Below are 25,529 nucleotides of genomic sequence, written 5' to 3'. Positions count from 1 at the left end.
ATCCCGCTTTTTGAACTCCATGTAAAATTTATTTGCTGCTTTGATCATACTATATCTACATGCTCTTTTCTATATCTCTTTTTCCGTTTTACTTTATTTTTTCTTTCTTGCCGATAGTATTTTTTCTCAATTTTTGTTATACTGAAAATGTATGCGTATCAAACTCCGGCATTGCTCTTTCAAGCTGCCGACACATACATAAACTTCATAAAAGGGGGTATCTTTTTCATGGATACGTATGTCATTTTAAAAGACCTGGCAATCATTATCGTATTCGCAAAATTGTTTGGTATTCTTGCCAGAAAATGCAAGGCTCCGCAGGTTGTGGGCGAGCTGATTGCCGGTATTGTCCTTGGACCCAGTGTGCTGGGACTTGTTCAGCAGTCTGACTTTCTCGCACAGATGGCGGAGATCGGTGTCATTTTGCTGATGTTCTCCGCAGGTCTTGGCACCAGCCTGAAGGATCTGCTCCGCACCGGAGTGAAATCCCTGCTGATCGCCTGTGCCGGCGTTTTTGTTCCTCTCGTTCTTGGAGCCATCTTATACATGAGCTTTTATGGCTTCTCTGCTGTCGGAACGGAAGAATTTTACCACGCTGTTTTTATCGGTGTTATTCTGACTGCAACATCGGTCAGCATCACCGTACAGGCCTTGAAAGAACTCGGCAAGCTGAAAACAGAGGTTGGAACAACCATCTTAAATGCGGCCATCATCGACGATGTCATTGGTATCATTGTGCTGACTGTTGTCATCGGTTTTAAAGATCCGACATCCAATCCGCTGAAAGTAGCAGCCTCCACCATTCTGTTTTTTGCCCTTGCGATTGTGCTCGGTTTTCTCTGCTTTAAGCTGTTCAACCGCATGAACTCCGTATTTCCGCACACCCGCCGTCTCCCGATTCTGGGTCTTGCGCTCTGCTTCGGACTGTCCTACATTTCCGAAAAATATTTCGGCATCGCCGATATTACCGGTGCATACGTTGCGGGCGTTATCCTGTGTTCCCTCGATTCTTCCGATTACATCGAAGAAAAAATGGATATCAGCTCCTATATGATTTTCGGACCGATTTTCTTTGCAAGTATCGGACTCAAAACAACGCTCAGCGGCATGAACGAGAAATTCGTACTCTTTGCCATCTGTTTCGTCATCGTCGGCCTTGCCGCAAAAATTATCGGCTGTGGCCTGATGTCAAAGGGATGCGGCTTTACCTGGGGCGACAGCCTGAAAATCGGTGTCGGTATGATGACCCGTGGTGAAGTCTGTCTGATCGTTGCGCAAAAGGGTCTGAATGCAGGCTTTTTATCCGGCGATTTCTTCAGTGCCGTGATTCTGCTGATTCTCTTCTCGAGTATTGCAACACCGATTATGCTGAAAATCTTATACGAGAAAATGCCGACGGCAAAAGATTCTGCAAAGGCATCCTGACTTTCCTTTTACCAAAACAGGGCGCTGTGCCATTTCCTGCACAGCGCCCTGTTTTTTTCATATCAACCGGTAAGTTCTGATTTTTTCTACCACAGAATCTTCTCTGCCTCAGCTCCATCCGCAAACGGTCCCGGCATTGCTGCCACGCCGCGGTGCTCGCCAAGATAGTCCTGATCGAAGATAATCGTGCTTCCGTCCGGATCTTCGAATCTCTGCTCTGGCTCGAAGGCGTATCCTAAAATATCACTGTTAATAATTCCCGTCCGGAAATCCTTCAGGAACTCATACACGTTCGTCTTGATGGAATAGTGGCCGTCTTTTTCCACAAGTTCCACCTTAACCTGGTTCTCGTTATCCATAAGATTCTCTTTTTCATTCACACACGCCTTTGCTCCGTTAAAGTAAGCGTTTCCGTTTACCCAAACCGGCAGATGACATTTATTGTGATACGGCTCCAGCTTGCTCATGTCGGCCGGTTTATCCAGCTCAAAGTGGCTGATCCACTCGTCATAGGTCGGATACTCGTCGAACACATGCGTTCCGACCTCCTGGTTATCCTCCATCTTGAAGCCCATGTCCTCAACCGTTTCTGTTTCCTCAACCGGGTAATTCTGGATAAAGATGTTGTTGTAGAACCGGTCATCGCCATGCAGGAATGTCATGAATCCGGCAACCTCGGTACGGTGACGGATGTGATACGGCGTGTAACGGTCTCCTGTTCCGCCGCCAACTGCAGTTAATGAGCCAAGCATCAGATTGTGTACGCAGGCAATACCATCGGTCGCCATACGAACGCTGACCGGTGAGAGCATAATGTTGTTATCGATCAGTGTCGGACCATGGCCAACCTCGATGAAAATATCCTGACTCATCATTGCGCCCTCTGCCTTTGGTGTTCCCTCCGGCGGGCAGTTGTCGTGCAGCAGGTTCTGGGTCAGGCGTGTTCCCTGTGCCTCCCAGTCGCACCAGATGCCCATCGTACAATGATGAATGTGATTTCTTCTCATCACAACATCGATCGCTGCATGCATCTTGATGCCGGAAATCTCGGCTCCGCCAAGCTGCTGCATATTGTTGATGTTGTGAATGTGGTTGTCCTCAATGATACTGAACACACCGCCCATCCGTCCGACAATACCGGTCTGCTCACAGTGATGGATGTGGCAGCGGCGGATGATATGGCTTCCGATGTTCTCCTTCGTCCAGCCGTGATACTGGCCGCGGCACACAGCATCACGCTCCATCTGGGTCGGGCTTTTTACGTGTTTTCTGGTAAAGTAATGGTCGTTCTCCGGATCGTAATATTTTCCGAGCGAAATACCGCAGCACTTGCTGTTGCTGACCTCACAGTCCTCAATAATCCATCCCTTCGACCAGTGCGGACCGATCATACCGTCCTGATAAGCAGCCGGCGGCGCCCATGTCGTTGCTGCCTTGCTGACATCAAATCCACTGAACGTAATGTAATTTACGCCTGTTTTCGACGGCATAAAGCAGTTCCGGCGCACGTTGATTTCTACTTTTTCCTCCGTCGGGTTTTTACCCTGGAAGTTTGCGTAGATGACCGTCTGATTTTTCTCTTTGTCCTGCTCGGTATACCATTTGTAAACCGACCACTCCGGCTCCCAGGACGGCGCATAAACCTCGCCCTTGATACACTCCTCGAGCGTCTCTGCCTCGTATAACTGGCGGTCATTCAGATAAACCGCGCCGGTATGGCGTACCACCGGTGCAAAATACCAGTCACCGCCGACCATTGTCGTGTATGGGTTATAATTGCCAAACACTCCGTTGTCTACACGGCATACCCACACATTATCTTTGTAATGCTCCCAGTCATTCATCGTTTCCGCACCGGTGATCTTTGCGCCGAGCGGCTTCTCACTCTTATAGACGATTCTTGCATCCTCGGTTCCTCCGTTGACCGGATCAACATATTCATGGTAAATACCAGGTGCAACCAGAACTTCATCTCCTGCCTTTGCAATTTTTGCCGCATCGTTGATGAACTTGAACGGCATCTCTTTTGTTCCGTTTCCATTCTTCGGAGCGGAATTATTGACATAGTAAATCATTTCTCTATACTCCTTTTTGTTATAGTAAAACCCGAAAACACTGCAAAAAAGGCTGTGACGCAATCATTCACTCTCTGCGGCGCTGAATTTTTTACGCTATTTTTTTGCGGGTCTATAGAATTTCTTTACGATAATGCTTCTTCCGCAGCCTCTTTTGATGCAAACGGGCCCGGCAGCGGATGAATGCCCTGACGGTTTCCGAAGTAGTCATATCGGAACACGATCGGCGTTCCATCCGGATTCTCATATTTCTGTTCCGGCTCAAATGCCATGCCAAGCGTCTCCGTTGAGATCACTGCACAGGCATTCTGCGGCAGATAATCGTAAACATTGGTCTCCAGTTTCCATTTTCCGTTCTCTTCTTTTACACCGATGGTGATTTCATGCTCGGTATCCACTACAGCGTCCTGTTCCTGCTCCGCCGGCTTCGCCCCATTGAAGTAAACGTTGCCGCCAAGCCATACCGGCAGCTTCTCGTAATACAGATCCGGTGACTTTCCGGAACCCATTCCGCAGTAGCCCTCAAATCTTGCCACGTACTCCTCCAATGTCGGATATCCGCTGTACGGTGCGGTTCCTGCTGTCAGATTTCCGTCATCCCACTCATTATCTCCGGTCAGTTTACGGATTTCTTCCATTCCCGCACGAACCGGCTTCTGGATGAAGATATTATTGTAGAACCGGCAGTCACCGTGAAGAACCGTCATAAATCCGTTGATCTCTGTGCGATGCGGCACATGGTACGGTGTGTAGCGTGGCGACGGCAGCTTGTCGGAGCCATTGTTGACACCGCGGCCGACAGCAGTAAACGATCCCGCGATCAGGTTATGTACTACCGCAACACCCTGCGTTGCCAGCTTCATCGCGCGGTCCGAAAGCAGTACGTTATTGTCCACCAGTGTCGGTCCGTGGGAAATTTCAATAAAGATATCCTCGCCGATACCGTCCATACCTTCTGGATTTGCATTTTCCTCGTTCGGCAGCGTATTGTCATGGAACAGGTTCTGCGTAACACGTGTGCCCTGTGCCTGCCAGTCAAGCCAAAGGCCTCTCGTACAGTGATGGAAATGGTTTCTTCGAATGATCACATCGATCGCCGCATGCATCTTGATGCCGCCGATCTCCGCACCCGCAAGGTTCTGTTTATTATTGATATGGTGAATGTGGTTATCCTCAATAATCGAGAACACACCGCCTAAATGGCCTACAATACCCGTCTGTCCACAGTCGTGGATGTTGCACCGGCGGATGATGTGGCTTCCGATGTTTTCCTTTGTCCATCCCTCTCGCTGCGCCTGGCAGATACAGTCACGCTCCGTCTGTGTGCCATCTTTGAATTTCCATTTGAGCCATTTATTGTCATTGTTCGGCTGTCTGTATTTTCCAAGTGAAATGCCCGAGCACTTCGAATCTGAAATTTCACAATCCTCGATGATCCATCCCTTTGACCAGTGCGGGCCGACCATTCCTTCCTGATATGCCGTCGGCGGAGCCCACTGGGTTGCCGCCTGTTTTACAACAAAGCCGGACAGCGTGATATAACCGATGCCCTCCTTCGATGGATAAAAGCAATTCTCGCGCACATTAATTTCCACCGTTTCCTCATTCGGGCTTTTCCCCTGGAAATTCACATAGAAAACGGTCTCATTCTTCTCTTCATCCTGCTCCACGTACCAGGTGTAAACCGTGAATGCCTGATCCCAGGATTTTTTATAGATCTCCGGCTTTTTCACCTTGTCCAGGCTCGTCACCTCATACATGGATTTTCCATTCAGATACACTTCTCCGGTGTGCGCCGTGTAGGATGCGATAAACCAGTCGCCGCTGACCAGAGTTGTGTATGGATTGTAATCCCCAAACAGTCCGTTTGAAACGCGCGCTGTCCACACATCACCTTCCAAATGCTCCCAGTTATCCACAATTTCCGCACCGGTAATCACAGCTTTTCCCGGTTCCACAGAACGGTACACAATTCTTGCATCCTCACATCCCGCATTCGCCGGATCTACATATTCCCGATATACGCCAGGCGCTACAAGCACCTCGTCACCGGGCCTTGCAATTTTTGCCGCCTCGGAAATCGTCTGAAATGGATATTCCTTCTGCCCATTTCCGCTTCGCACAGCATTTCCATCTACATAAATCTGCATTTTTCGCTTACCTCCCACTTCTTCACTTTTCATAAACTTTTATTATATTTTTGTGAATTTTCGCCAAAACCACATCACTCTTTTTCCGATTTCTGCCGTTCTTCACAATTTTCATATCTTAACCATAATACAGATCCTCGTAAAACACTACTTATATATTGCCGATCATTGCCCAGATGTTTCGATTTTTTCTATATTTTTTCTCTCTTCTGTTGTATAATACCGTTTATCAGATACGGAGGATTCTTTTGCCATGAAAAACGATTCGACTTCTTTTTTCGAAAACAATCATTTTGCTAACAGCTATGTTTACGATATCTCTATTTCGCATGTCCCCGCCTATTTCGGTCTGCACTGGCATCACTATATCGAAATTGTGCTTGCACAGGATAACGGCATTATCTATGAAGTAAATGGAGAAACCTTTCCGCTAAAGCCCGGTGATCTTCTTTTTATCTGGCCCGGCGAGCTGCACGCTGTTTCCACAACCAACAAAGAACATCGCCTGATCATGCTTCAGCTCGATGCAGATTTTCTGGAAAAACGCGTGGATTTCCAGTCTGTTGCTTATCTTTTTTATCAGATCCGTCTTCTGAATCAGAACAACTTCCCGGAAATCGAAAAGCTTCGCGGATTTCTGACAGAGCTGCGCAGGCTCTCCCTCTCCGGTATCAGTTTTTCCGAACTGCGCGGATGCGTTCTGCTATATCAGTTTTTTATTCTGCTCGGCGAAAATCTCTCCGTGCCGACCGAAACTGCCGCACCGCAAAAAACAGGCCATTCCGCACAGGTACACCGCCAGATGGTTGCTGCATGTACCTGGATCTCAAGTCACTGCACCGAACCGGTTTCCCTGGAAGAAGCATCAAAAGTCGCCGGATTCTCCCGCTGCCATTTTTCCAAGCTGTTCCGCGCATACACCGGCCTCTCCTTCACGGATTTCGTCACCAGGGAACGGCTCCATATCGCCGAAAACCTGTTAAAAAAACCGGATCTCACGATCACCGAAGTGTCGCTCGAATCCGGTTTTAACAGTATTTCTACGTTTAACAGAGTCTTTTTGAAATCAAAAAATGTAAGCCCTACCGACTTCCGTCAGATGTACCTGCAATCCTATCAGAAATAGGCTATGAATTCGGCATGGCCTCCACACATTTCAGCCGTGTCCTCCCCGCTAAACAAATATAACACTATTTCCCCATTCATGATCACTGCTGTTTCCAATGCTAATGCGAAGCTTCATCTGGCTGCAGACGATTTCCATATTTTCATCGTAATAAGAAAATTCTTCCCGATCTATAGAGAAATCTACCGTTTTCTTTTCTCCCGGTTCCAGGAATACCCTCTGAAAGCGAACAAGCTCTTTTCTCGGACGTACTACAGATGAACATAACGTTTCATAATAACATTGCACTACCTCTGCCCCCGCAACCTTACCTGTATTACTTACCTTACAATGTACATGAACTCTTTTATCCGGTCCTGCCTGTACCTCAATATCCGAAATATTAAATTCTGTATAAGACAGTCCAAAGCCAAACGGATATAACGGAGTATTGGGAATGTCCATATATCTGCTGCTGAAACGGTTCTCCGGATGATCGGCATCATAAATATGTCCTGTTTTTATATCCCAGTAGCTCACCGGCACCTGTCCCACACACCATGGAATACTTACAGCCAGTTTTCCGGAAGGATTGGTTCTTCCGTATACAATGTCTACCACTGCTTCCGCTCCCATAGTTCCGGGTCTCCATGCCATAATAACAGCCCTGGATTTCTCGGATATTCTTCGCAGATCCAGCGGTCTTCCTGTGATTACCACAGTTACAATATTTCTGGTGCGCTTTGCTATTCTCTCAAAAAACAACTGCTGTTCTTCCGGCAGGGTCAGAAACGCTCTGCTGGCCGCCTCTCCCGACTGAGACTCATGTTCCCCCAACACACATACAACAGTATCATCCCCGGTTATCGTTTCCAGCCACCGTTCATTCCCTGGCTCATCGAACCGCTCCGGTTCCACCTGCCATATCTTACACTCTTCATCCGAAAGCATTCTGCAGCCCGGAATACATTCCGCCTTTATCTGCTTCTTTTGAAGAATATCCTCTATGGTTTCAACTGCCTCGTGTTCACCAAAAATTGACCAGCGACTCAAAAATTCTTTTGATGTCACATAAGGTCCGGCCCAGATCACCCTCTGTTTCTGGCATAGAGGCAATATTTTTTCATTTTTTAAAAGGACGCAGCTTTCGCTGGTCAGTTCATATGCTTTTGCCCGATGATACGGAGTAAGTTTTTCACTCTTTCCAAGTCCTGCAAACGGATTTTCAAAAAGACCCAGCTGGTTTTTCATCATCAGAACCCGGAATGCACTCTCATCAATAAGCGATTCCGGAATCTTCCCGTTTTCCACCAGCTTTTCCAGCCAAAACATATAAGCAGGACTCATCATATCAATATCCACACCGGCTTCTGCAGCCTGAACCGCAGCTTCTTCCAGATCAGCTGCCACTCCCTGTTCCACCAGCTGTCCGATCGATCCCCAGTCTGAAATAACAGTTCCCTCAAAACCTTCTTTATCCCGCAAAAACTCCCTGAGAAGTTTTTTATTTCCACTGATCGGTTTTCTATCTATTGCATGAAATGCAGTCATAACCATAGCAGGCTTTGCCTTTAATGCCATACAAAAAGGCTTTACGTACTGCTCCAGAAATGTCCGTTGGGATATTTCAACATCATTGTATTCCCGCCCTGCATTCACTGCTCCGTAACCTGCAAAATGCTTCAGGCACGCTGCTACTCCCTGATCGCTTTTCTGCTGATAGCCATCTACCATTGCTTTTCCCATAATTCCGTTCATATACGGGTCTTCTCCAAAAGACTCCATCATTCTTCCCCAACGCGGATCTCTTGAAACATCAATCATAGGAGAAAATGTTGCTTTAAGCCCTTCAGAAGAGGCTTCCGAGGCAGCTATCGACGCAGCCTCGGAAACCAGCTCCGGATGAAAGGAACAGGCCTGTCCCAACGGAATCGGAAAAATTGTCCGGCATCCATGGATCACATCCGCCATAAAGATAAGAGGAATATGATGTGGGTGTTGTTCCATATATTTGCTCTGAATGTCATATATTTTTTCTTTGCCAATCACCCCCAGCACAGAACCCGCATACCGGATTATCCATTCCGGCGGTAATTGTTCTCCGACAACACCGGTCAGTACCGCATCCTTATCAAAATATGCACCGGTCAGCTGCACCATTTGTCCTATTTTTTCCTGTAAAGACATTTCCGACAGCAATTGCTGTAATTTATATATTTCCATAAATACTCCTTATTTTTACTGCTCTTTTTCCGGTACCGGCAGTGCCGCCGGTCTCTCGCAGGTGGACGGAACCTTCTCAAATGCGCCCGATTTTGCGCTCTTCATAATCTGATCAATCACATCCAGTACATGGTATGCCATTTTGGCATTCGCACGGTTTAGTCTGCCCTCTGCAATTGCTTCTGCCATCTCGGACGGACCGAGGCCGCGGCTGTTTTCGCTGTAGGCAAAGCCATAATCCAGCACTTCCGGAACTGCCTGCTGTGTCCAGTCCTTCACGCCCGGAATGTAGACGATATCGCCGCCGAAATTGTTCGGGTCCACCAGCTTTAAAATACCTTTTTTGCCGTAAATTGTGAATACCGCCTGATCGTTGATGGTGCTGTCGCCATTGACACAGAATGTGCCGGTCACGCCGTTTTTCATTTCCAGAATCGTGAAAGCCTGGCTCTCGTTGCTGTAGTCAAATTCCTGGCCGTATTCCGGGCTGTCCGGGACGACATTGACGCGCTTCGGCGCAAGGTTGCGCACGGAGGAAACGACACGGTCCACCGGGCCGAAAAGGCTGACGATGGCGGTCAGATAATAAACACCGAAATCGTAGCAGATACCGCCGCCCGGCATCCGCAGAAAACGGAAGATGCTCGCCAGCAAATCAAGATCGCGGTTTGCGCATGCTTCGAAAGATGTCACCTCGCCGATCAGCCCGTCGTCGATCGCTTTTCTTGCGGTCTGCAGTGCCGATCCAAGGAAGGTGTCCGGTGCGGAACCGAGATAGAGATGTTTCTCCTCTGCCAGCTCGATCAGTTTCGCTGCCGTTTCCGGTGCGAGGGTCATTGTTTTTTCAGTGTAAACGTGTTTTCCGGCTTCCAGTGCCTGACGGATCAGCCCCTCGTGGGTCGGTGCCGGTGTCAGAATGATTACCATTTCAATCGACGGATCTGCCAGAATTTCCTCGTAGGTACAGCCCTTGATGCCATACTGCTCTGCTTTCTTTTTCGCATGTTCAAGATGGCCTGCGCAGCATGCTGCTACCTCAAGATTCTCAAAGTTATGAATCATGTTCGTCAGATAAATATCACTGATCGCTCCGCAGCCGACAACGCCGACTCTCATTTTTTTCGTTTCTGTTGTTCCCATTTGTAAAAATCCCCTTTACTCTTTGTTTTTTGATTCTGTTCTAATAAAAACCCTTATTTTTTTTATACAACGAAATGTCTGAAAAAACAAGCATTCCGGCTCATATTTCACTTTCAAAATGAAAAAACCACCCACGGTTTCTGCAGATTCTCTGCATCACCGCGGACGGCCTTTTTCTGTTGTTTACTCCACGCTTTTCAGCGATTCAATCATATCAATTTTTCTTAACCGGTAGAACATCATAAAATTGACGAACAGAGCAAACGCCAGGGTAATCAGGGCGCTCCAGCCGTAGCTCCGCGGGAACACGTTTCGTCCGAACATCATCATATCGACCTCGACGGTCTGAATTACGCAATGATGTAAAAACGTTCCAATTCCCATGCCCGCGATAACGCCGAACAGTGTCAGCACCATGTTTTCCCGGTACACGTACGATGCCACCTCGCCGTCGAAGAAGCCGAGCACTTTCAGCGTTGCCAGCTCTCTCTGTCGTTCGGTGATGTTGATGTTGTTCAGGTTGTACAGCACCACAAACGCCAACAGGCCCGCCGATACGATCAGCACCACGATGACGATGTCGAGGGAACGAAGCATGTTGTCAATCTGATCAATCAGGTCGGATGTGAACGAGATTGCCGCTACACCGTCGTACGTCATGATTTTTTCTCCGAGTGCTGTCTCATAATTGCCCGACATGTCCTGATATTTCATCAGAAGCTGGTTGTAGTCCGGCGCTCCGCCGAACAGCTCCTCGTAGAGATCCGGGGCCAAATACAGGTAATGGCGCACGTAGTTTTCGACGATGATCGAAATCTTTACGTCCACAATATCATCGCCTTTTTTCAGCTGAACCGTGTCGCCTGCTTTTACGCCGAGCATCGTTGCTGTCTTTTCGCTGATGGCTGCGCCGCCGTCGGTCGGGAATTCGTAAACTTCTCCGCTTTTCCGGTCTCGGAAGGCATAGAAGTCATTGAAATTCGTCAGTTCTTTCGGCACTTCAAGCACTGCATCCACGGTCTTTTTGTCGGTCTGCAGTTCGATGTTCTGGCAGTACATTTCCAGCAGCTCATCGATGCCGCTGTAGTTTTCCAGATCGGTCTGCAATGCTTCTTTTTCGGATTCATCCACATCTGAATTCAGCACAGCATTCGCCTGATAGGTGAAGAGGCTGACGAACTGGTTTTTCGCAATCGCGGTGATGGAATCCTGAAGGCCGAAACCGACGAGGATCAGACCCATGCATCCGCCGATTCCGATAACGGTCATGAAGAATCGTTTTTTATACCGCACCAGATTCCGCACGGTTGATTTCTGCGTAAAGTTCAGATGTTTCCAGAGTACGCCGATGCGTTCCAGGAAAATCCGTTTGCCGTTTTTCGGTGCTTCCGGCCGCATCAGCTCTGCCGGACCTGCGGCGAGTTCTTTGTAGCATGCCGCGATCGTCGCCACGCCGGTGCAGGCTGCACTCGCCAGAATCGCAAGGCCTCCCTGCTCCCAGTTCAGCGGGGTCATGTAATACGGGAGTCCGGTATACAGCATGCCGTAGGCATTCATAATAACCCAGGGCAGGATTTTTTCTCCAACCACCACGCCCGCGAGAGCGCCGGATACGGTGGAGAGCATCGCGTATGCGAAATATTTAAAGGCGATCACGCCGTCGGAATAGCCGAGGGCTTTTAACGTTCCGATCTGCTGACGCTGTTCCTCGATCATTCGTGTCATCGTCGTCAGGCTGACGAGAGCAGCCACGAGGAAGAAGATAACCGGGAAGAATTTTCCGATATTCGAGATACGGCCGGCATCCTGACCGAAGCTCTCAGTTGACGTTACCTTATTCCGTCCCCAGACGTACCACGTTGGTTTTTTCAGGTCTGCGAGTGTTTTCTCACCGTCCGCAATTTCCTGCTTCGCATCCGCGATTTCTGGTTCGGCGTCGGCTTTTGCTTTTTCATATTCGGCTTTGCCGTCCTCAAGTTCCTTTTCTTTATCGGCAATTTCCTGTTTCGCATCCGCAAGGGAGATTTTTCCGTCGGCGATTTCCTGTTTCGCGTCGGCAAGCTGGGTTTCTCCGTCGGCAATCGTCTGCTTGGCTTCGGCGAGCTGACTTTCTCCATCGGCGATCGTCTGCTTTGCTTCTGCTAACTGGGTTTCGCCATCGGCGATCGTCTGTTTCGCGTCGGCGAGCTGACTTTCTCCACTGGAAATTGTCTGCTTTGCAGCGGCAAGCTGGGCCTCACCCGACTGAATCGTCTGTCGGTACGATGCAATCTGCTGTTCCCCATCAGCAAGCTGGGCTCTGGCAGCCGCAAGCTGAGTTTCTCCGTCTTTTAATTTACTGCGGTTCGTCTCAATCTGAGCTTCTCCGTCGGCAATCGCTGCTTTGGCGGATGCAAGCTGGGCTTCGCCATTCTCAATCTGTTTCTGATAAGCTTCTGCTTGTGCTTCTCCATCCTGAAGCTGGGCAAGAGCCTCTGTAATCTGAGCTTCGCCGCTTTCCAGTTCTTCTTTTGCAGAAGCAATCTGTGCCTCGCCTGCGGCGCATTCCTGCTCTTTTTCTGTTAATTGTGCATCTGCAGCGGCAAGCTGACTTTCTGCGTCGGTAATCTGAGCTTCTGCAGCCGCAAGCCGGGCTTCCGCATCAGCGCTTGCTGCTTCAAACGCTGCGATGTTTTGTTCCAGAAATGTTTTCTGCTCCTGCATCGTGAAAAGCTGCTGTGCTAACTCTGTCTGCTTTGCTTCCAGCGCAGTTTTCTGTTCCAACAGGGATACATATGCTTCATCTTCCTCCGTCAGTCCGTCAAGCTGAGCCTCAATCACCTCGATCTGACCAGTCACTTCTGTCTGCGCAGCCTCCACCATCGGAAGCTGCCTGGAAATCTGGGCTAACTGATCCTTGGCTGTCTCATACTGACTCTTCTGTTCTTCATACGCTGCCTTCTGCGCTTCATACTGTGTGCGTCCTGCAGCGGTTTCTGCTTTCTTGTTGTCCAGTTCCTCGCGTGCAGCGGAAAGCTGCTCCTTTGCAATATTCAATTCCGTTTCTTTTTCGGAAAGCTGCTCTTTTGCAGTATTCAGCTCCGTCTGCTTCCGAGTCAGTTCGGTTTTTGCCGCCGAAAGCTGCGTCATTTTTTCCTCTAACTCTTTTTTGCCGGATGCCAGTTCTGTTTCTTTCCCTGCAAGCTGTGCTTTTCCGTCGGAAAGTTCTTTCGCTTTTGCCTCAAGTGTGGTTTTTCCACTTGCAAGTTCATCGGCTTTCTGATTCAGCTCCGCTTTTCCGCTTTCCAGCTCTGCCGCCTTTGCTTCCAGCGTCGCTTTTCCGCTCGCAAGTTCCGCCTCTTTGTCTTTCAGCGTTGCCTTGCCGGATGCCAGCTCCTGCTCTTTATCGGCGATGGTTGCTTTCGCACTGAGAAGTTCCTGCTCTTTGTCTGCAATGGTCTGTTTTCCGTCAAGGAGTTCCTGTTCTTTCTCAGCAATCGTCTGCTTTCCGTCAAGAAGCTCCTGTTCTTTGTCCTTTAACGTCTGTTCGCCGTCGAGAAGTTCCTGCTCTTTGTCCGCAATCGTCACTTTCGCGTCGGCAAGCTGCTGTGCGCCGTCATCCAGTTCTGTTTTGGCATCGGCTAATTTCTGCTCTGCATCAACGACCTGCTGTTTTGCATCGTCGATCTTCTCCTGGCCTTCGGTTTTGACTGCCGTATACCGCCGATCGCACGCCGCGTCCTCGAGTGCTTCGATCTTTGTCTGTACAGCCTTCACCGTCTCATCATACGCATCGCTGTAGCTCGCCTCTTCCTGCGCGCCGTCCGCCTGAACATAAATCTCTGTATAGAGATCCGAGGTAAATGCTTCCGGAAGCAGCAGTGCAAAACTGTTGATGCTTCCGTTTCCAATCGAGCCCGTTCCGCGGTTCAGATCCATATAATAAGGGAGCGTCGCCGAACCAACAATCGTAAACGTGTCCCCGGTCAGCGAATCTGAGAGCGGATCCTCCGTTCCGGAAGTGAACGTTACCTGATCCCCGATCTCACAGCCGGAACTTTTCAGAAACTGCGTATCAACAAGAATTTCATCCTCTTTCTCTGGCATCCGTCCCTTGACCACGCGCGGTTCATTCACACTGTCCGTCAGCGCGATCAGTTTCACAACCTGCTCGCTCTCACCGATGTCATGCAGCACTTCCACCGTCTTTCCGCCGTAGACCGCTTTCACGCCGTCTGTCTTCGCGATATCCGCCAGATCATCGTCTGTCAGCCCCAGCGTTCCAAGGACTTTCAAATCCATATAATTTACTTCATCATAATACCGGTCCGCTGAGACTTTCATATCTCCTTCCGCCGACCGGATGCCCGAGAAAAACGCCGCGCCAAGAAGCACGATGAAAAAGACTGACAGAAACCGCCCCTTGTTCTTTGTGATTTCCCGGATAAAGTCTTTTCGAAATGCTCTCATCGTCCACCTACCATTCTATCTCTTCCACCGGCGTCGGGTTCTCATTTGTTTTCATGCCCGCCACTTTTCCGTTTCGAATTTTAATCACGCGGTCCGCCATCGGTGTCAGCGCCGAGTTGTGGGTGATGACAATGACCGTCATCCCCTTCTCCCGGCAGGTATCCTGCAGCAGCTTTAAGATCGCTTTTCCCGTCACATAATCGAGCGCGCCGGTCGGCTCATCGCAGAGCAGCAGTTTCGGATTTTTCGCCAGCGCACGCGCAATCGCCACACGCTGCTGCTCCCCGCCCGAAAGCTGCGCCGGGAAGTTATTCATCCGTTCTTCCAGTCCAACCTCCGCAAGTACCTCCGACGCATCCAGCGGATGCTTACAGATCTGCATCGCCAGCTCCACATTCTCGAGCGCCGTCAGGTTCTGCATCAGATTATAAAACTGAAAAACAAACCCAATATCCTCCCGCCGGTACTGGATCAGATTCTTGCCGCGGTACTTGCTGATCTCCGCTCCGTCCACCAGCACCTTCCCCGAAGTCGCCGTATCCATTCCACCGAGGATATTCAACACCGTCGTCTTCCCCGCACCGCTCGGTCCGACCACAATCACAAACTCACCCTTTTCCACATCAAAGCTGATCCCATCCGCAGCCTTGATCGTAACCTCACCCATTTGATAGGTCTTGGTTACATCCTGAAGACTCACATATCCCGCCATGTCGCCGTGTTCCTCCCATGTAAAAAATCGATATTTCCTATTTCTTTTATTGTATCAATCTACAGCCGCGGCGGCTAGTCCTAAGTGGGCGAATTTACTGTTTTTTTATAAATGGCATCCCCCCTTTATTTCAATACTGCCCTGATCATATATCTTATCCCAACCAGAATAATCACCACAGGCATCAGTGCATTGATCCATGCCCAGGTATTATTTAAAAATGCCGTAATGATAAATTCTCTGTACTTCACACAACTGACAATTACCAGCAGACCTCCGGCCGCAATCCATCCGAATAAAAATCTTTTGATCACTGTCCATACTGTCACCGTACCAAAATCCATGACGCTCTATAGCAGAATTACAGAGAAGGAAGGCGATCTTCTTCTGAAAGAGATGATACGAAATACACTTACTTATCTGCCAGGGAAATGGAAAGACTCTTAAACAAGTAATCTTCTATAAACTAAAACACAGCATCGACTGTTTCTTAACAATCGACGCTGTGTTTTTATTTTTAATTATTCATCCAATACCTTCACATTAAATTCCTGGAAGGTACCACGTCCATTCTCTGCAAACAGACCAATATATGTTCCCGTAAACGTCATGGTTTTCGTGCTCTCTGTACAGAGTCCTACCGTTAATCCTGTTCCTAGCATCTGGAAATTTTCTCCATCCAGACTATATGAAAATGTATAATAAGTTTTATCTGTTTCAAGCCTAAGCGTAATATTTTCTCCTCTTGGAATTTCCGCACTTGCTGTAACCACAAAAATGTCATGAATATGCTTTGCAAGACAGACTTTATACTTTTCCTGTTCCCTTGTCAGATATATTTCATAATGATAAGAATCATTATAAAATGCTGTCAATCCAGCTCTCATTCCTTGCACATCTTCTGCTGAAACTTTTACTACAGTTTCAGTATAAAACCCCTTTTGTCGAATTCCAATCCATGTAGGGCTCTTAGTTTCATTTAAAGTTACCTTTGTACCTTCCAGGCATAACATCTTCTCTTCCGGATACAATTTATAATTCTTCATTTCGGGATTTCTCAGAAAATTATATTGCAGTTTAAATTTACCATCCGAAAAATTATCATGGAAATTTCTATTTACCGGTTGCACTTCTCCACCCGGAAGCGGACCATCCATAACAGTTGAAATCAAACCATGATTTCCTACAACCGGCCAGCCAGCCTCTGTCCAAACGACAGGTGTAAGAAATGTTTCTCTTCCAAGATTATGAAGCAATACCCTCCTATTTTCATCTGAACAGGTTCTCACTGCCAGACACACCAACCACCAATTTCCATTGTGATCTTCCATTATGTCTGCATGGCCTGTACAATAAATCTCCTCTCGCATGTCTTCCTTGTGAGATAAAATCGGATTATGTGGACATGGTTCATAAGGACCATAAGGACTATCTGCTCTTTGCATTGTCTCCATATGTCCATATTCCGTGCCGCCTTCCGCCAACATAAGGTAATATTTTCCAAACCATTTATATAAATGCGGTCCTTCTGGATATCTTCCACCGCATCCACGGTTAATACACACACTCTCCGTCAATTTTTCTCCTGTAAAAGGATTTACCTCACATAAAAATATACCAGCCCCCTGTTCATCTGAAGTTGTAGATACAAAATATACTTTATCACCATCAAACAATAACGACGGATCTATTCCTCCCTGATCTACCCATGCCGGTTTTGACCATCCTGACTTCATATCTTTTGTATGTACGATGAAGTTTCCCTTTGATGTAACATTTGTTGTTATCATAAAAAATGTTCCGTCATGATAACGAATCGTTGGTGCAAAAATTCCCCCTGAAGGTCTGCTCTCTTCCAACGGAAGCTGTTCTTCATCCGTCAGACAATATCCTTCCAATTCCCAATTCACTAAATTTTTGCTGTGATAAACCGGCACTCCCGGAAAATACTCAAAAGATGAGTTCACAATATAATAATCTTCTCCAACTCTGCATATAGATGGATCCGGATTATAACCGGAAATAATAGGATTTCTGTATTGCATAATACACCTCTTTTTAACCTTTCAATAATTCAAATACTTTACATTCTTCCACTTCACTGCTATTTCCGATAAACACCTCAAATTTTCCCGGTTCACTTCCAAATGTATTGTCCGCTCTTAGGAAGCGAAGCATTTTTTCGTCCACTGTAAAGCACACTTCTTTTTCTTCTCCGGCATTTAATATTACTCTTTCAAAACCCTTCAGCTGTTTTACAGGGCGCACTACACTTCCTGCAATGTCATGAATATAAAGCTGCAAAGTTTCTGTACCTTCTCTGTCACCGGTATTTTTTACTTTTACAGATACCGTAACAGATTCACCCGGCTTCATAACCGTTTTACTTAGCTCTAAATCTGATATTTCAAATTGGGTATATGTAAGGCCATATCCAAAAGAATACAGTGGTTTATTCGGCATATCCAGATATTTCGAGACATAGCGATCCTTATCTTTTCCAGGATGATGTCTACGTCCGGTAGGAAACTCATCATAATGGACAGGAACCTGTGACACGCAATATGGAAAGCTCATTGGCAGCTTTCCTGCAGGCGAAACTGCACCTCTTAATACTTCCACAATAGCAGCTCCTCCCATAGTTCCGGGCATCCAGACTTCCAATATTGCCTTCGCTCTTTCTTCCAATATGCGAATATCTAATGGTCTTCCATTAAATAATACTACGGCAATTTCAGAATTCACCTCCGAAAGTGCCTCAAATAATTCCTGCTGAATCTTAGGAATTTCTATAATTCCTTTACTGGTAGCTTCGCCCGACTGCAGAAAATGTTCTCCTATAGCCAATACAACCACATCTGCTTCTTTAGCCGCCCGCAGTGCTTCTTCCTTCATTTTTTCACAATCTTCCTGTGAGAATTTTTCTTCTGTATAATTTGCAAACCCTTCTAATTTTACATCTTCGGAAAGAATTGGGCATCCCTGAGCATAAACAATTTCATAATCTGCAAGTTTCTCTTCCGCCGCATTTTTTATTGTTATTACATCCTCCGGATTTCCTGTAAAAGACCATCCTCCCAACATATATCTTCTGTCTATATACGGTCCAATCATTGCAATTTTCTTCTTTTTATCCAATGGCAGAATATTATCTTTATTCTTTAATAGAACAAAAGAATTTTCTGCTGTTTTTTGAGCCAATTCTCTGTGTGCTTCACTAAGTATGCAAGCTTTAGCCTTAATTTCATCAGCACCCTTATATGGATTTTCAAAAAGCCCAAGGTCATTTTTCAACTTCATAATACGCCACGCACATTCTTCAATTAGTTCCACACTAATACTTTTGTCTTTTAAAAGTGCAGGTATATTTTCCGGATAAGTACCTGACATCATATCAATGTCTACTCCTGCCTCAAGAGCCTTTTTTGTTGCATCTGCCCTGTCTTCTGCTGCCCCATGGTTTACACACTCCCCAATGGCACCAAAATCAGAAATCAATACACCATCAAACCCCATCTCTTCTCTGAGGATATCCCTCATAAGCCACTTATTTACACTTGCAGGAATTCCATTAATCGTATTAAAAGACGTCATCACTAACGCACTTCCCGCCTCCACAGCCTCTTTATATGCTGGAAGATAAAAATCACGAAAAGTCCTTTCTGATACTTCCACTGTATTATAGTCTCTTCCTGCTTCTGCACCGCCATACCCAGCAAAATGCTTTACGCAAGCCCCCAGTTTCTCCCCGCCACTGATGTCTGCACCTTGATATCCTTCCACCATTGCCCTTGCATATAATCCGTTCAAATATACATCTTCTCCAGTGGATTCCATTACCCTGCCCCATCTAGCATCCCTTACCAAGTCTACCATAGGTGAAAATGTTATATGAAGTCCATCTGCAGCGCCCTCTTTTGCCGCCATAGCCGCACATTCTTTCACAAGATCCGGCTGAAAAGTTGCTCCCTGAGCTAATGGAATTGGATATACTGTTTTATACCCATTAATAATATCCAACATAAATACAAGTGGAATATGGTGTGGATGAGCTTCCATATATTTTTTTTGAATCCTCTTTATCTTTTCCGCCCCCATAGTACCTAACACAGTTCCAGCAAGCTGAATATCTTTCTCTGTAATTCCCATTTCCTGCATAGGACCTGATATTACGGCCTCATCATCATACATAGCACCAACCGTCTGAAACAATTGACCAGCTTTTTCTTCTATTGTCATATCGTCAAATAGTTTTTTTAATTCTCCGATTTCCACTACTAACCCTCCTTCTCATCTGTAGTTTCTTTACAATAAATATAATGGCGTACTTCTGCATATTGTCCAAATCCAGACATACTTCTTTCATCCCCGTTCAGCACACGTCCAGAACTCCATTTTCCATTATCAAAAAAACCTTCCTCGAGACATATAATGGTAATACAGTCATGACTACTTTTTTTCGGCAAAAGTCTAATGTCAGTATTATATCCTACAGCCCAAAATTCACTTTCATTTTCTTCTATAATCATCCCTGCACACCCTGGCCTTTCATTTCCTTTTGGTCTGTAAGTCAGTTCCAAATCGCAGCCAGACAAAGAAACAATCGTACCTCTTTCATGCTCATTTCTACACATAAATGCATGTATATTTTCTGTTCCTTTAAATCGAAAATATAATTTTTGCATATTTTTCAAAATTTTATATGTTTCTTTGAGGTATTTTCCTGTTTCTATGCTTGTGAAGGCCAGTACATCTATTTGAAGTTGTTCAAGAAGCTCTTTATCCTGTTTTTGGCGTGTATCTTCCATAAGTCCTTCTATCCCAAAAGGCGAAAAACCAATTGCCCCATATTTCCCAAAAGCATAAAAAGCATTGCTAGCTGTTACCGGATCTCGCCTTGCCTCAGGTATAAACAATGGATTCCCTTCCGTTGCATATTCTTTACATACCCCTTCAAAATCAGAAAGGTATATATCCGGAGCAAAAACATCTATGCTTTTTGCAATATTTCTCCATATTTTTTTATTTCTCGCTATAGGTCCTCCTGATGGGTAATTTCCAGGTCTATCCGGAAACTGATTCAGCCAGGCATTCACATACATCGGAAGTTCATATGCCCTTTTTCCTGCTGCTGCTATGTATTCTACTGCCTGTGCATAATTCCATGCCATAAACATCTCTGCTGCATCCGACTGAAACACTTCACTCCATGTCCCTGATATACCATATATTTTTTCCAGTTCTTCTGGGATATTACTCCTAAATTGCTTCTCTGCTTCTTTTGAATAATCTCTATCTGATTTCAAAAAACCAATTTCATTTTCCACTTGTACCATGAGAACTGTCTGTGATTCTGCATCAATATCTTTCAATTTTTTCATAAAAACCGTAAATGCTCTTGCATCCGCTTTTACTGCATTTTTACAAAGAGGTGATATCGTCTGAGACAATTCTCCCCCTTTATATCTTGCTCTGAAAAATCTCCCGCTATCTCTTTTTACCCAACCTGGAACATAAGTACTTTCTCCATTTTTCCAAAGGCCAAACCACAGTAGTATCAACTTCATTTTTTCTCGTCTCGCCTGGAAAATCAGTTCTTCTAACAAAGAAAAATCATAAACTCCCTCTTCTTTTTCTATATTTTCCCATGCTACAGGAAGAAGAACTGTGTTTAGATTTAGTTCTTTTAATCTGGGCCATACTTGCTTTTCCATATACTGTAGATTACTGGAACTCGAGTTATGAAGCTCACCTCCAAGAATTAAAAAAGGTTCATCATTTACATAAAGTGTTCCAAAACCCTTTTCATCTTTTTTAATCTCTATAGTCTTTTTCATTGGCATTTCTGTAACATCATCCTTTCAAGCCTGACATTTTAATACCCTGTATAAAGTATTTCTGACAGGTTGCAAATACAAACAGTACCGGTGTCAAAGATACCAGTGCCATTGCCATCATCTGTCCAATCTGTACATTTCCCTGTGATCCCTTAAAGAACTGCAGACCCACTGCTATCGTGAATTTCTCAGATGAATTCAGATAGATCAATGGATTAAAGAAATCATTCCAGTTATATACCAGTGCCATTACCAGTACAGCCAGCATGACCGGTTTTACCGCTGGCAGCAATATCTTCGTAAATACCTGCCAGGAATTCGCCCCATCAATCTTAGCCGCTTCATCCAATTCCTTCGGAAGCGTTCTAAAGAACTGAATAAAAAGGAAAATGTTAAAAGCTCCCCCTCCCAGCCAACTTGGAATAATCAACGGCCAGAATGTATCAACCATTCCCAGTTTATAATACAGCAGATACTGTGGAATCAGAGTCACCTGGGAAGGCAACATCATGGTTCCAAGAAGAATCATGAATAAGACCGGTGATAATCTGGATTTAAATCTCGCAAAACCATACGCTACTACTGAGGAAGAAAATACAGTCCCTATCGTAGCCAAAAATGTTACGACTGCTGAGTTCTGGAAGAACATACCAAAATCTGCACCCTTCCATCCCTCGATGAAATTCTCCAGCGTCGGATTCGCTGGCAGCAATGACGGCGGCATTTTATAGATATCGGATGTTTCTTTAAAAGAAGTGGATATCATCCATATAAAAGGAAACAAACAAACAATAGCTGCCGCAATCAGAATCGTGTATGTGATAATTCTTCCTATAAGTTTTGCTTGTTTTTGTGATCTTGTTCGCATATATTTCTTCCTTTCATCAATCATCATAGAACACCCAGTACTTGGATGTTGAAATCACTACCAGTGTAATCACCATAATTACAACAAATAAGCTCCATGCCATCATGGATGCATATCCCATTTTTCCATAAAGGAATCCGTTGTTATACATATGTATCGCTGCTGTATAAGTACTGTTAAGCGGTCCTCCATTAGTCAAAATCAATGGCTGCTGGAATACCTGGAAAGCTGCAATGATCGTTACGATCAGATTGAAATAGATCGTCGGGGTACATAACGGCAGGGTAATGGAAAAGATCTGGCGTATCGCACCTGCGCCGTCGATCTGTGCACTTTCATAATAAGACTGTGGAATATCCTGAATTCCCGCCAGCATGATGATGATATTATTTCCTATCGTCCACAGGGACAGGATCACGATTGATATCATTGCAATATTTTTATCTCCCAGCCAGTTCACACCTTTTATTCCAAACAGTGATAACACGTAGTTGATAATTCCATAATCCTTCTGATATATCCATCCCCACAAGATTGTTACTGCCACACCAGAGGTGATGTATGGAATGTAAAATGCTGTCCGGAAAAATCCCAGTCCTTTTACTTTCTTGCTAAGCAGCAGTGCCACAAAAAAAGCAAGTATAATACTACTTGGTACAAACATCACCACGTATTTCAGGGTATTTATAAATGCTTTTATAAACAGTGGATCATCCGTAAATGCATACTTCAGGTTCTCTAATCCAATAAACTTCCCTACCCCGGTTAAATTCATATCTGTAAACATCAGATAAAAAGAATATACAATCGGGTATAATGTCAGCACAAAAAATCCAATCAGCCATGGTGCTGTATATAAGTAAAAATTTCTGGCCTCCCGCCGTTTCATGGCTGAATATACTTTTTTTCCTTTTGGTTTTTTCACTCTTCTTCGCCTCCGTAAATAGAATCTGCCAGTAGCTGAATGAACAAGAAGGTGCTGCATATCGTTCGCAACACCTTCTTGTGATTTAACATTTAGTTTCCATTTGCTTCATTAAATGCTTTTTCCAGTGCCGGATAGTATTCATTGATCGCCTCATCAGCACTCTTACCATCAATGGTTACTGCCTGCCAGATCTGGGTCCATACATCTCCAGGTGCTGCATATGCACCGCCCCAGATATTCAGTTTTGCATCAGAAAGCCCTTCTAGGTATGCGCTGTTATCAATCGGACCATATGTCAGTTCTTTATAGTAACCCTCTGCAACGCTCTTACAAGCTGTCATTCCTGCACGGCATGTTTCCTTTGCCATGTCTTCATTTTCATAAGATGCCTCTTTCAAGAATGTCCATGCAGCATCTTTATTTTCAGAATCCTTCAGCATGGCATATCCTGTTGCGTATAAAAGATTGTTTTTTCCACCGTCCGGAACTTTCGGCATGGATACAACATCCCAGTTAAAGTTTTCACCGATCTCTTCTGCAATCAGCTTTGTCTCAAATCCGCCTAATGTATACATTGCCGCATGGCCGGATACAAAAAGCTGTTCTTTCGGAAGACTCTTGGCTGCTGTATCATCAGGCATTGCACCGCTCTGGATCATATCTCCGAATAAATCCAGACCATCTCTGACTTCCTGTGAATCGATCTCACATGTTGATAAATCATCTGAGTATGCATTTCCGCCTTTACAGATGATAGACAGCGGCGGATCTATCCAGTGGTTAACAATACCGAATGTAGCATCTGCGCCTTCGCCTCCGGCAAATTTCTTCGCTGCTTCCGCCACATCATCCCATGTCCATTCTGCTGTCGGATACTCTACGCCAAACTCATCGAACATGTCTTTGTTATATGCCAGTACAAAACAGTTCTGGAGCAGAGGCATACCTTCCAGTTTTCCATCCGGGCGGTAATAAGGATCCATCATGCCCTCTGTAACTACAGAATCTAAATCCACCCCTTCTTTTTCCACATATGGATTTAAATCTTCATAATAATCGGTGTATAATCCGTAATAATCCGGTGACATCTGGATGACATCCGGACCTGTTCCTGCTGACAGGGCTGCAGTCATCTTCTGATCCCATACATGATCGGCTGTAGGAATGACAGAATGTTCCACTTCGATCTCAGGATGTGCTTTCTGAAATGCTTCAACAGCTGCTTCCCTTGATTTCTTCTCCTCATCTGCTCCCCATGACCAGATAACAAGTTTCTGTTTTTCTTTTCCTGCTTCTGTTTTTTCACTAGATTCTTTGGTTCCTCCACATGCTGCCAGACCTACGGTCATGATCCCTGCAAGTGTCAATGCGAGTACTTTTTTTAACTTCATTTTCCTTCCTCCTAGTGTTTATTTTCTCTATATCAGCCGAAACTGCGCGCTTTTTCCGGCAAATATTCTACTTTAAGTCCTTTACTGTCTCCCCCTCTAAAATACCGTAGGGAGAATAATTCATATATTTATATTTTTTCCCTTCCAGCATATCGATTAATACTTCTACACATTTTGCTCCTTGTCTTTCAGGATAAATGGACATTGTGGTCAACTTAGGTTTAAAATGATTTCTTGTAAAAATACCATCAATTCCCATAACCGATATATCTTCGGGCACTCTCAAGCCTATTGCTTGTAAGCCAGCAATAAATCCCTGAGCTAAATCATCATTAAAACATATAAGTGCCGTTGCTTTATACTTTGAACTTTTATACAAATTTGCTGCTTCATATCCAACTTTGAAAAGATCATAATATACAAATCCTTCTGATTCCGATTGATAAGGACCTAAATATCTGTAATCTTTTTTCTTGTTTTCCTCTTCTGGTTTTCCACAGTTTATAATATAGTGTTCATAGTTAGTCTCTACCCCTCCCCCTAAAAAAATTGATTCCATCTTCATACGTTCCTTCCAGGCTTTATATCTGGAATTTGCATATCCGTAATCAAACGGAAGGAGCATTCCTATCTTTTTATGTCCTTTCTGTATAAGATAATCAATACTGGCATTAATTATTTTTTGATTCTCAATAACTACCGAAGGCATTGGTTTAGCAAATATCGCCGACGGGTCAAAAGATATTGTTACCGTAGGCAGACGATAATTTTTTCCTACTGTTTCAGCATAATCCTGTGCTACATTTTCTGTCGGAAATATAATTCCATCTGCCAAGATTTTTTTTACTGATTCAAAATCATAATCTTTTTGAAGTAAAAGATGATATCCCCTTTCTTTCGCTGTCTTCGCCATTCCATGATACATTTGATTATAATAGGCACCTGTCAGATCATTGCAAAAAAATATTATCTGATATGTTCTTCTTGTTTGAAGAGCCATAGCTATCGGATTTGGAATATATCCCAGTTGCTCTGCTATCTTAATAATTTTTTTCTTTTTTTCTTTGTCGACATATCCACTGTTATTAAGTACTCTTGAAACAACAGACACCGATACGCCTGCTTTTTCTGCCACATCTTTTCTAGTAATATTTTTTTCTGCAGACATATTCTATTCATCTTTCTTTCTCGTTATATTGTTCTTGTCTTGTTACAAGCATCATTTT

Annotated in this window: 16 protein-coding genes; 2 read left to right on the top strand and 14 right to left on the bottom strand. The window is 45.1% G+C overall.

What is annotated here, in order from left to right; translation table 11 throughout:
* Positions 1–228: 228 nt before the first annotated feature.
* On the top strand, positions 229–1,425 hold the full coding sequence (locus DW769_RS07475; protein ID WP_022461245.1) for a cation:proton antiporter: 1,197 nt from the start codon (positions 229–231) through the stop codon (positions 1,423–1,425).
* Positions 1,426–1,511: 86 nt separating this feature from the next.
* Here DW769_RS07475 and DW769_RS07470 read toward each other — a convergent pair whose 3' ends face one another.
* Together DW769_RS07470 and DW769_RS07465 are read right to left on the bottom strand one after the other, a co-directional pair.
* Positions 1,512–3,500, bottom strand: coding sequence for a right-handed parallel beta-helix repeat-containing protein (locus tag DW769_RS07470; protein ID WP_117762073.1), 1,989 nt, complete (start codon positions 3,498–3,500; stop codon positions 1,512–1,514).
* Between the two features lie 125 nt (positions 3,501–3,625).
* A complete protein-coding gene (locus DW769_RS07465; protein ID WP_118750187.1) occupies positions 3,626–5,650 on the bottom strand; it encodes a right-handed parallel beta-helix repeat-containing protein in 2,025 nt (674 codons plus the stop codon).
* A gap of 253 nt (positions 5,651–5,903) precedes the next feature.
* On the opposite strand from DW769_RS07465, the gene DW769_RS07460 reads away from it, so the two are divergent.
* On the top strand, positions 5,904–6,776 hold the full coding sequence (locus DW769_RS07460) for an AraC family transcriptional regulator (RefSeq protein ID WP_117510717.1): 873 nt from the start codon (positions 5,904–5,906) through the stop codon (positions 6,774–6,776).
* Between the two features lie 48 nt (positions 6,777–6,824).
* Here DW769_RS07460 and DW769_RS07455 read toward each other — a convergent pair whose 3' ends face one another.
* From DW769_RS07455 to DW769_RS07400, 12 genes are all read right to left on the bottom strand, one after another.
* A complete protein-coding gene (locus tag DW769_RS07455) occupies positions 6,825–8,978 on the bottom strand; it encodes a glycoside hydrolase family 3 N-terminal domain-containing protein (protein WP_118750186.1) in 2,154 nt (717 codons plus the stop codon).
* Positions 8,979–8,993: 15 nt separating this feature from the next.
* Entirely contained in the window at positions 8,994–10,118 is a 1,125-nt protein-coding gene (locus tag DW769_RS07450; RefSeq protein ID WP_118750185.1) for a Gfo/Idh/MocA family protein, read from the bottom strand.
* A gap of 183 nt (positions 10,119–10,301) precedes the next feature.
* The gene (locus DW769_RS07445) at positions 10,302–14,567 is read right to left on the bottom strand and encodes an ABC transporter permease (protein ID WP_118750184.1); all 4,266 of its coding nucleotides are present in this window, start codon (positions 14,565–14,567) and stop codon (positions 10,302–10,304) included.
* A 7-nt stretch (positions 14,568–14,574) separates the two neighbouring features.
* Positions 14,575–15,279, bottom strand: a complete 705-nt coding sequence (locus DW769_RS07440; RefSeq protein WP_022461251.1) for an ABC transporter ATP-binding protein — start codon at positions 15,277–15,279, stop codon at positions 14,575–14,577.
* A 125-nt stretch (positions 15,280–15,404) separates the two neighbouring features.
* Positions 15,405–15,608 carry a hypothetical protein gene (locus DW769_RS07435; protein WP_147345116.1) on the bottom strand — a complete coding sequence of 68 codons (204 nt, stop codon included), beginning with the start codon at positions 15,606–15,608 and terminating at the stop codon, positions 15,405–15,407.
* A gap of 192 nt (positions 15,609–15,800) precedes the next feature.
* Positions 15,801–17,324: a glycoside hydrolase family 43 protein gene (locus DW769_RS07430; RefSeq protein WP_022461252.1), complete on the bottom strand. Its 1,524-nt coding sequence runs from the start codon at positions 17,322–17,324 to the stop codon at positions 15,801–15,803.
* 13 nt (positions 17,325–17,337) lie between these two features.
* Positions 17,338–19,554, bottom strand: coding sequence for a beta-glucosidase BglX (gene bglX / locus DW769_RS07425; RefSeq protein ID WP_022461253.1), 2,217 nt, complete (start codon positions 19,552–19,554; stop codon positions 17,338–17,340).
* A gap of 2 nt (positions 19,555–19,556) precedes the next feature.
* A complete protein-coding gene (locus tag DW769_RS07420) occupies positions 19,557–21,122 on the bottom strand; it encodes a DUF5597 domain-containing protein (RefSeq protein WP_022461254.1) in 1,566 nt (521 codons plus the stop codon).
* A 10-nt stretch (positions 21,123–21,132) separates the two neighbouring features.
* Positions 21,133–22,011, bottom strand: a complete 879-nt coding sequence (locus DW769_RS07415; protein WP_238061562.1) for a carbohydrate ABC transporter permease — start codon at positions 22,009–22,011, stop codon at positions 21,133–21,135.
* Positions 22,001–22,909, bottom strand: coding sequence for a carbohydrate ABC transporter permease (locus tag DW769_RS07410; protein WP_022461256.1), 909 nt, complete (start codon positions 22,907–22,909; stop codon positions 22,001–22,003). Before DW769_RS07410 ends, DW769_RS07415 begins: the two co-directional genes overlap by 11 nt.
* 92 nt (positions 22,910–23,001) lie before the next feature.
* On the bottom strand, positions 23,002–24,303 hold the full coding sequence (locus DW769_RS07405; protein WP_022461257.1) for an ABC transporter substrate-binding protein: 1,302 nt from the start codon (positions 24,301–24,303) through the stop codon (positions 23,002–23,004).
* Positions 24,304–24,370: 67 nt separating this feature from the next.
* Positions 24,371–25,471 (bottom strand): LacI family DNA-binding transcriptional regulator, encoded by a 1,101-nt coding sequence (locus DW769_RS07400; protein WP_118601474.1) that lies wholly within the window; start codon positions 25,469–25,471, stop codon positions 24,371–24,373.
* Between the last annotated feature and the right edge of the window lie 58 nt (positions 25,472–25,529).

Source organism: Blautia sp. AM29-29, from assembly GCF_003480555.1.
GTDB classification, from domain to species: Bacteria; Bacillota; Clostridia; order Lachnospirales; family Lachnospiraceae; genus Fusicatenibacter; species Fusicatenibacter saccharivorans.
Note: the sequence above shows the minus strand (reverse complement) of the source record. Positions and strands in the feature narration are given on the sequence as shown.

What these genes read in the sequence shown, in the direction of transcription:
- DW769_RS07475 (WP_022461245.1), top strand. Translation starts at nt 229, where the DNA reads ATGGATACGTATGTCATTTTAAAAGACCTGGCAATCATTATCGTATTC.
- DW769_RS07470 (WP_117762073.1), bottom strand. Translation starts at nt 3,500, where the DNA reads ATGATTTACTATGTCAATAATTCCGCTCCGAAGAATGGAAACGGAACA.
- DW769_RS07465 (WP_118750187.1), bottom strand. Translation starts at nt 5,650, where the DNA reads ATGCAGATTTATGTAGATGGAAATGCTGTGCGAAGCGGAAATGGGCAG.
- DW769_RS07460 (WP_117510717.1), top strand. Translation starts at nt 5,904, where the DNA reads ATGAAAAACGATTCGACTTCTTTTTTCGAAAACAATCATTTTGCTAAC.
- DW769_RS07455 (WP_118750186.1), bottom strand. Translation starts at nt 8,978, where the DNA reads ATGGAAATATATAAATTACAGCAATTGCTGTCGGAAATGTCTTTACAG.
- DW769_RS07450 (WP_118750185.1), bottom strand. Translation starts at nt 10,118, where the DNA reads ATGGGAACAACAGAAACGAAAAAAATGAGAGTCGGCGTTGTCGGCTGC.
- DW769_RS07445 (WP_118750184.1), bottom strand. Translation starts at nt 14,567, where the DNA reads ATGAGAGCATTTCGAAAAGACTTTATCCGGGAAATCACAAAGAACAAG.
- DW769_RS07440 (WP_022461251.1), bottom strand. Translation starts at nt 15,279, where the DNA reads ATGGCGGGATATGTGAGTCTTCAGGATGTAACCAAGACCTATCAAATG.
- DW769_RS07430 (WP_022461252.1), bottom strand. Translation starts at nt 17,324, where the DNA reads ATGCAATACAGAAATCCTATTATTTCCGGTTATAATCCGGATCCATCT.
- DW769_RS07420 (WP_022461254.1), bottom strand. Translation starts at nt 21,122, where the DNA reads ATGCCAATGAAAAAGACTATAGAGATTAAAAAAGATGAAAAGGGTTTT.
- DW769_RS07415 (WP_238061562.1), bottom strand. Translation starts at nt 22,011, where the DNA reads ATGATGATTGATGAAAGGAAGAAATATATGCGAACAAGATCACAAAAA.
- DW769_RS07405 (WP_022461257.1), bottom strand. Translation starts at nt 24,303, where the DNA reads ATGAAGTTAAAAAAAGTACTCGCATTGACACTTGCAGGGATCATGACC.
- DW769_RS07400 (WP_118601474.1), bottom strand. Translation starts at nt 25,471, where the DNA reads ATGTCTGCAGAAAAAAATATTACTAGAAAAGATGTGGCAGAAAAAGCA.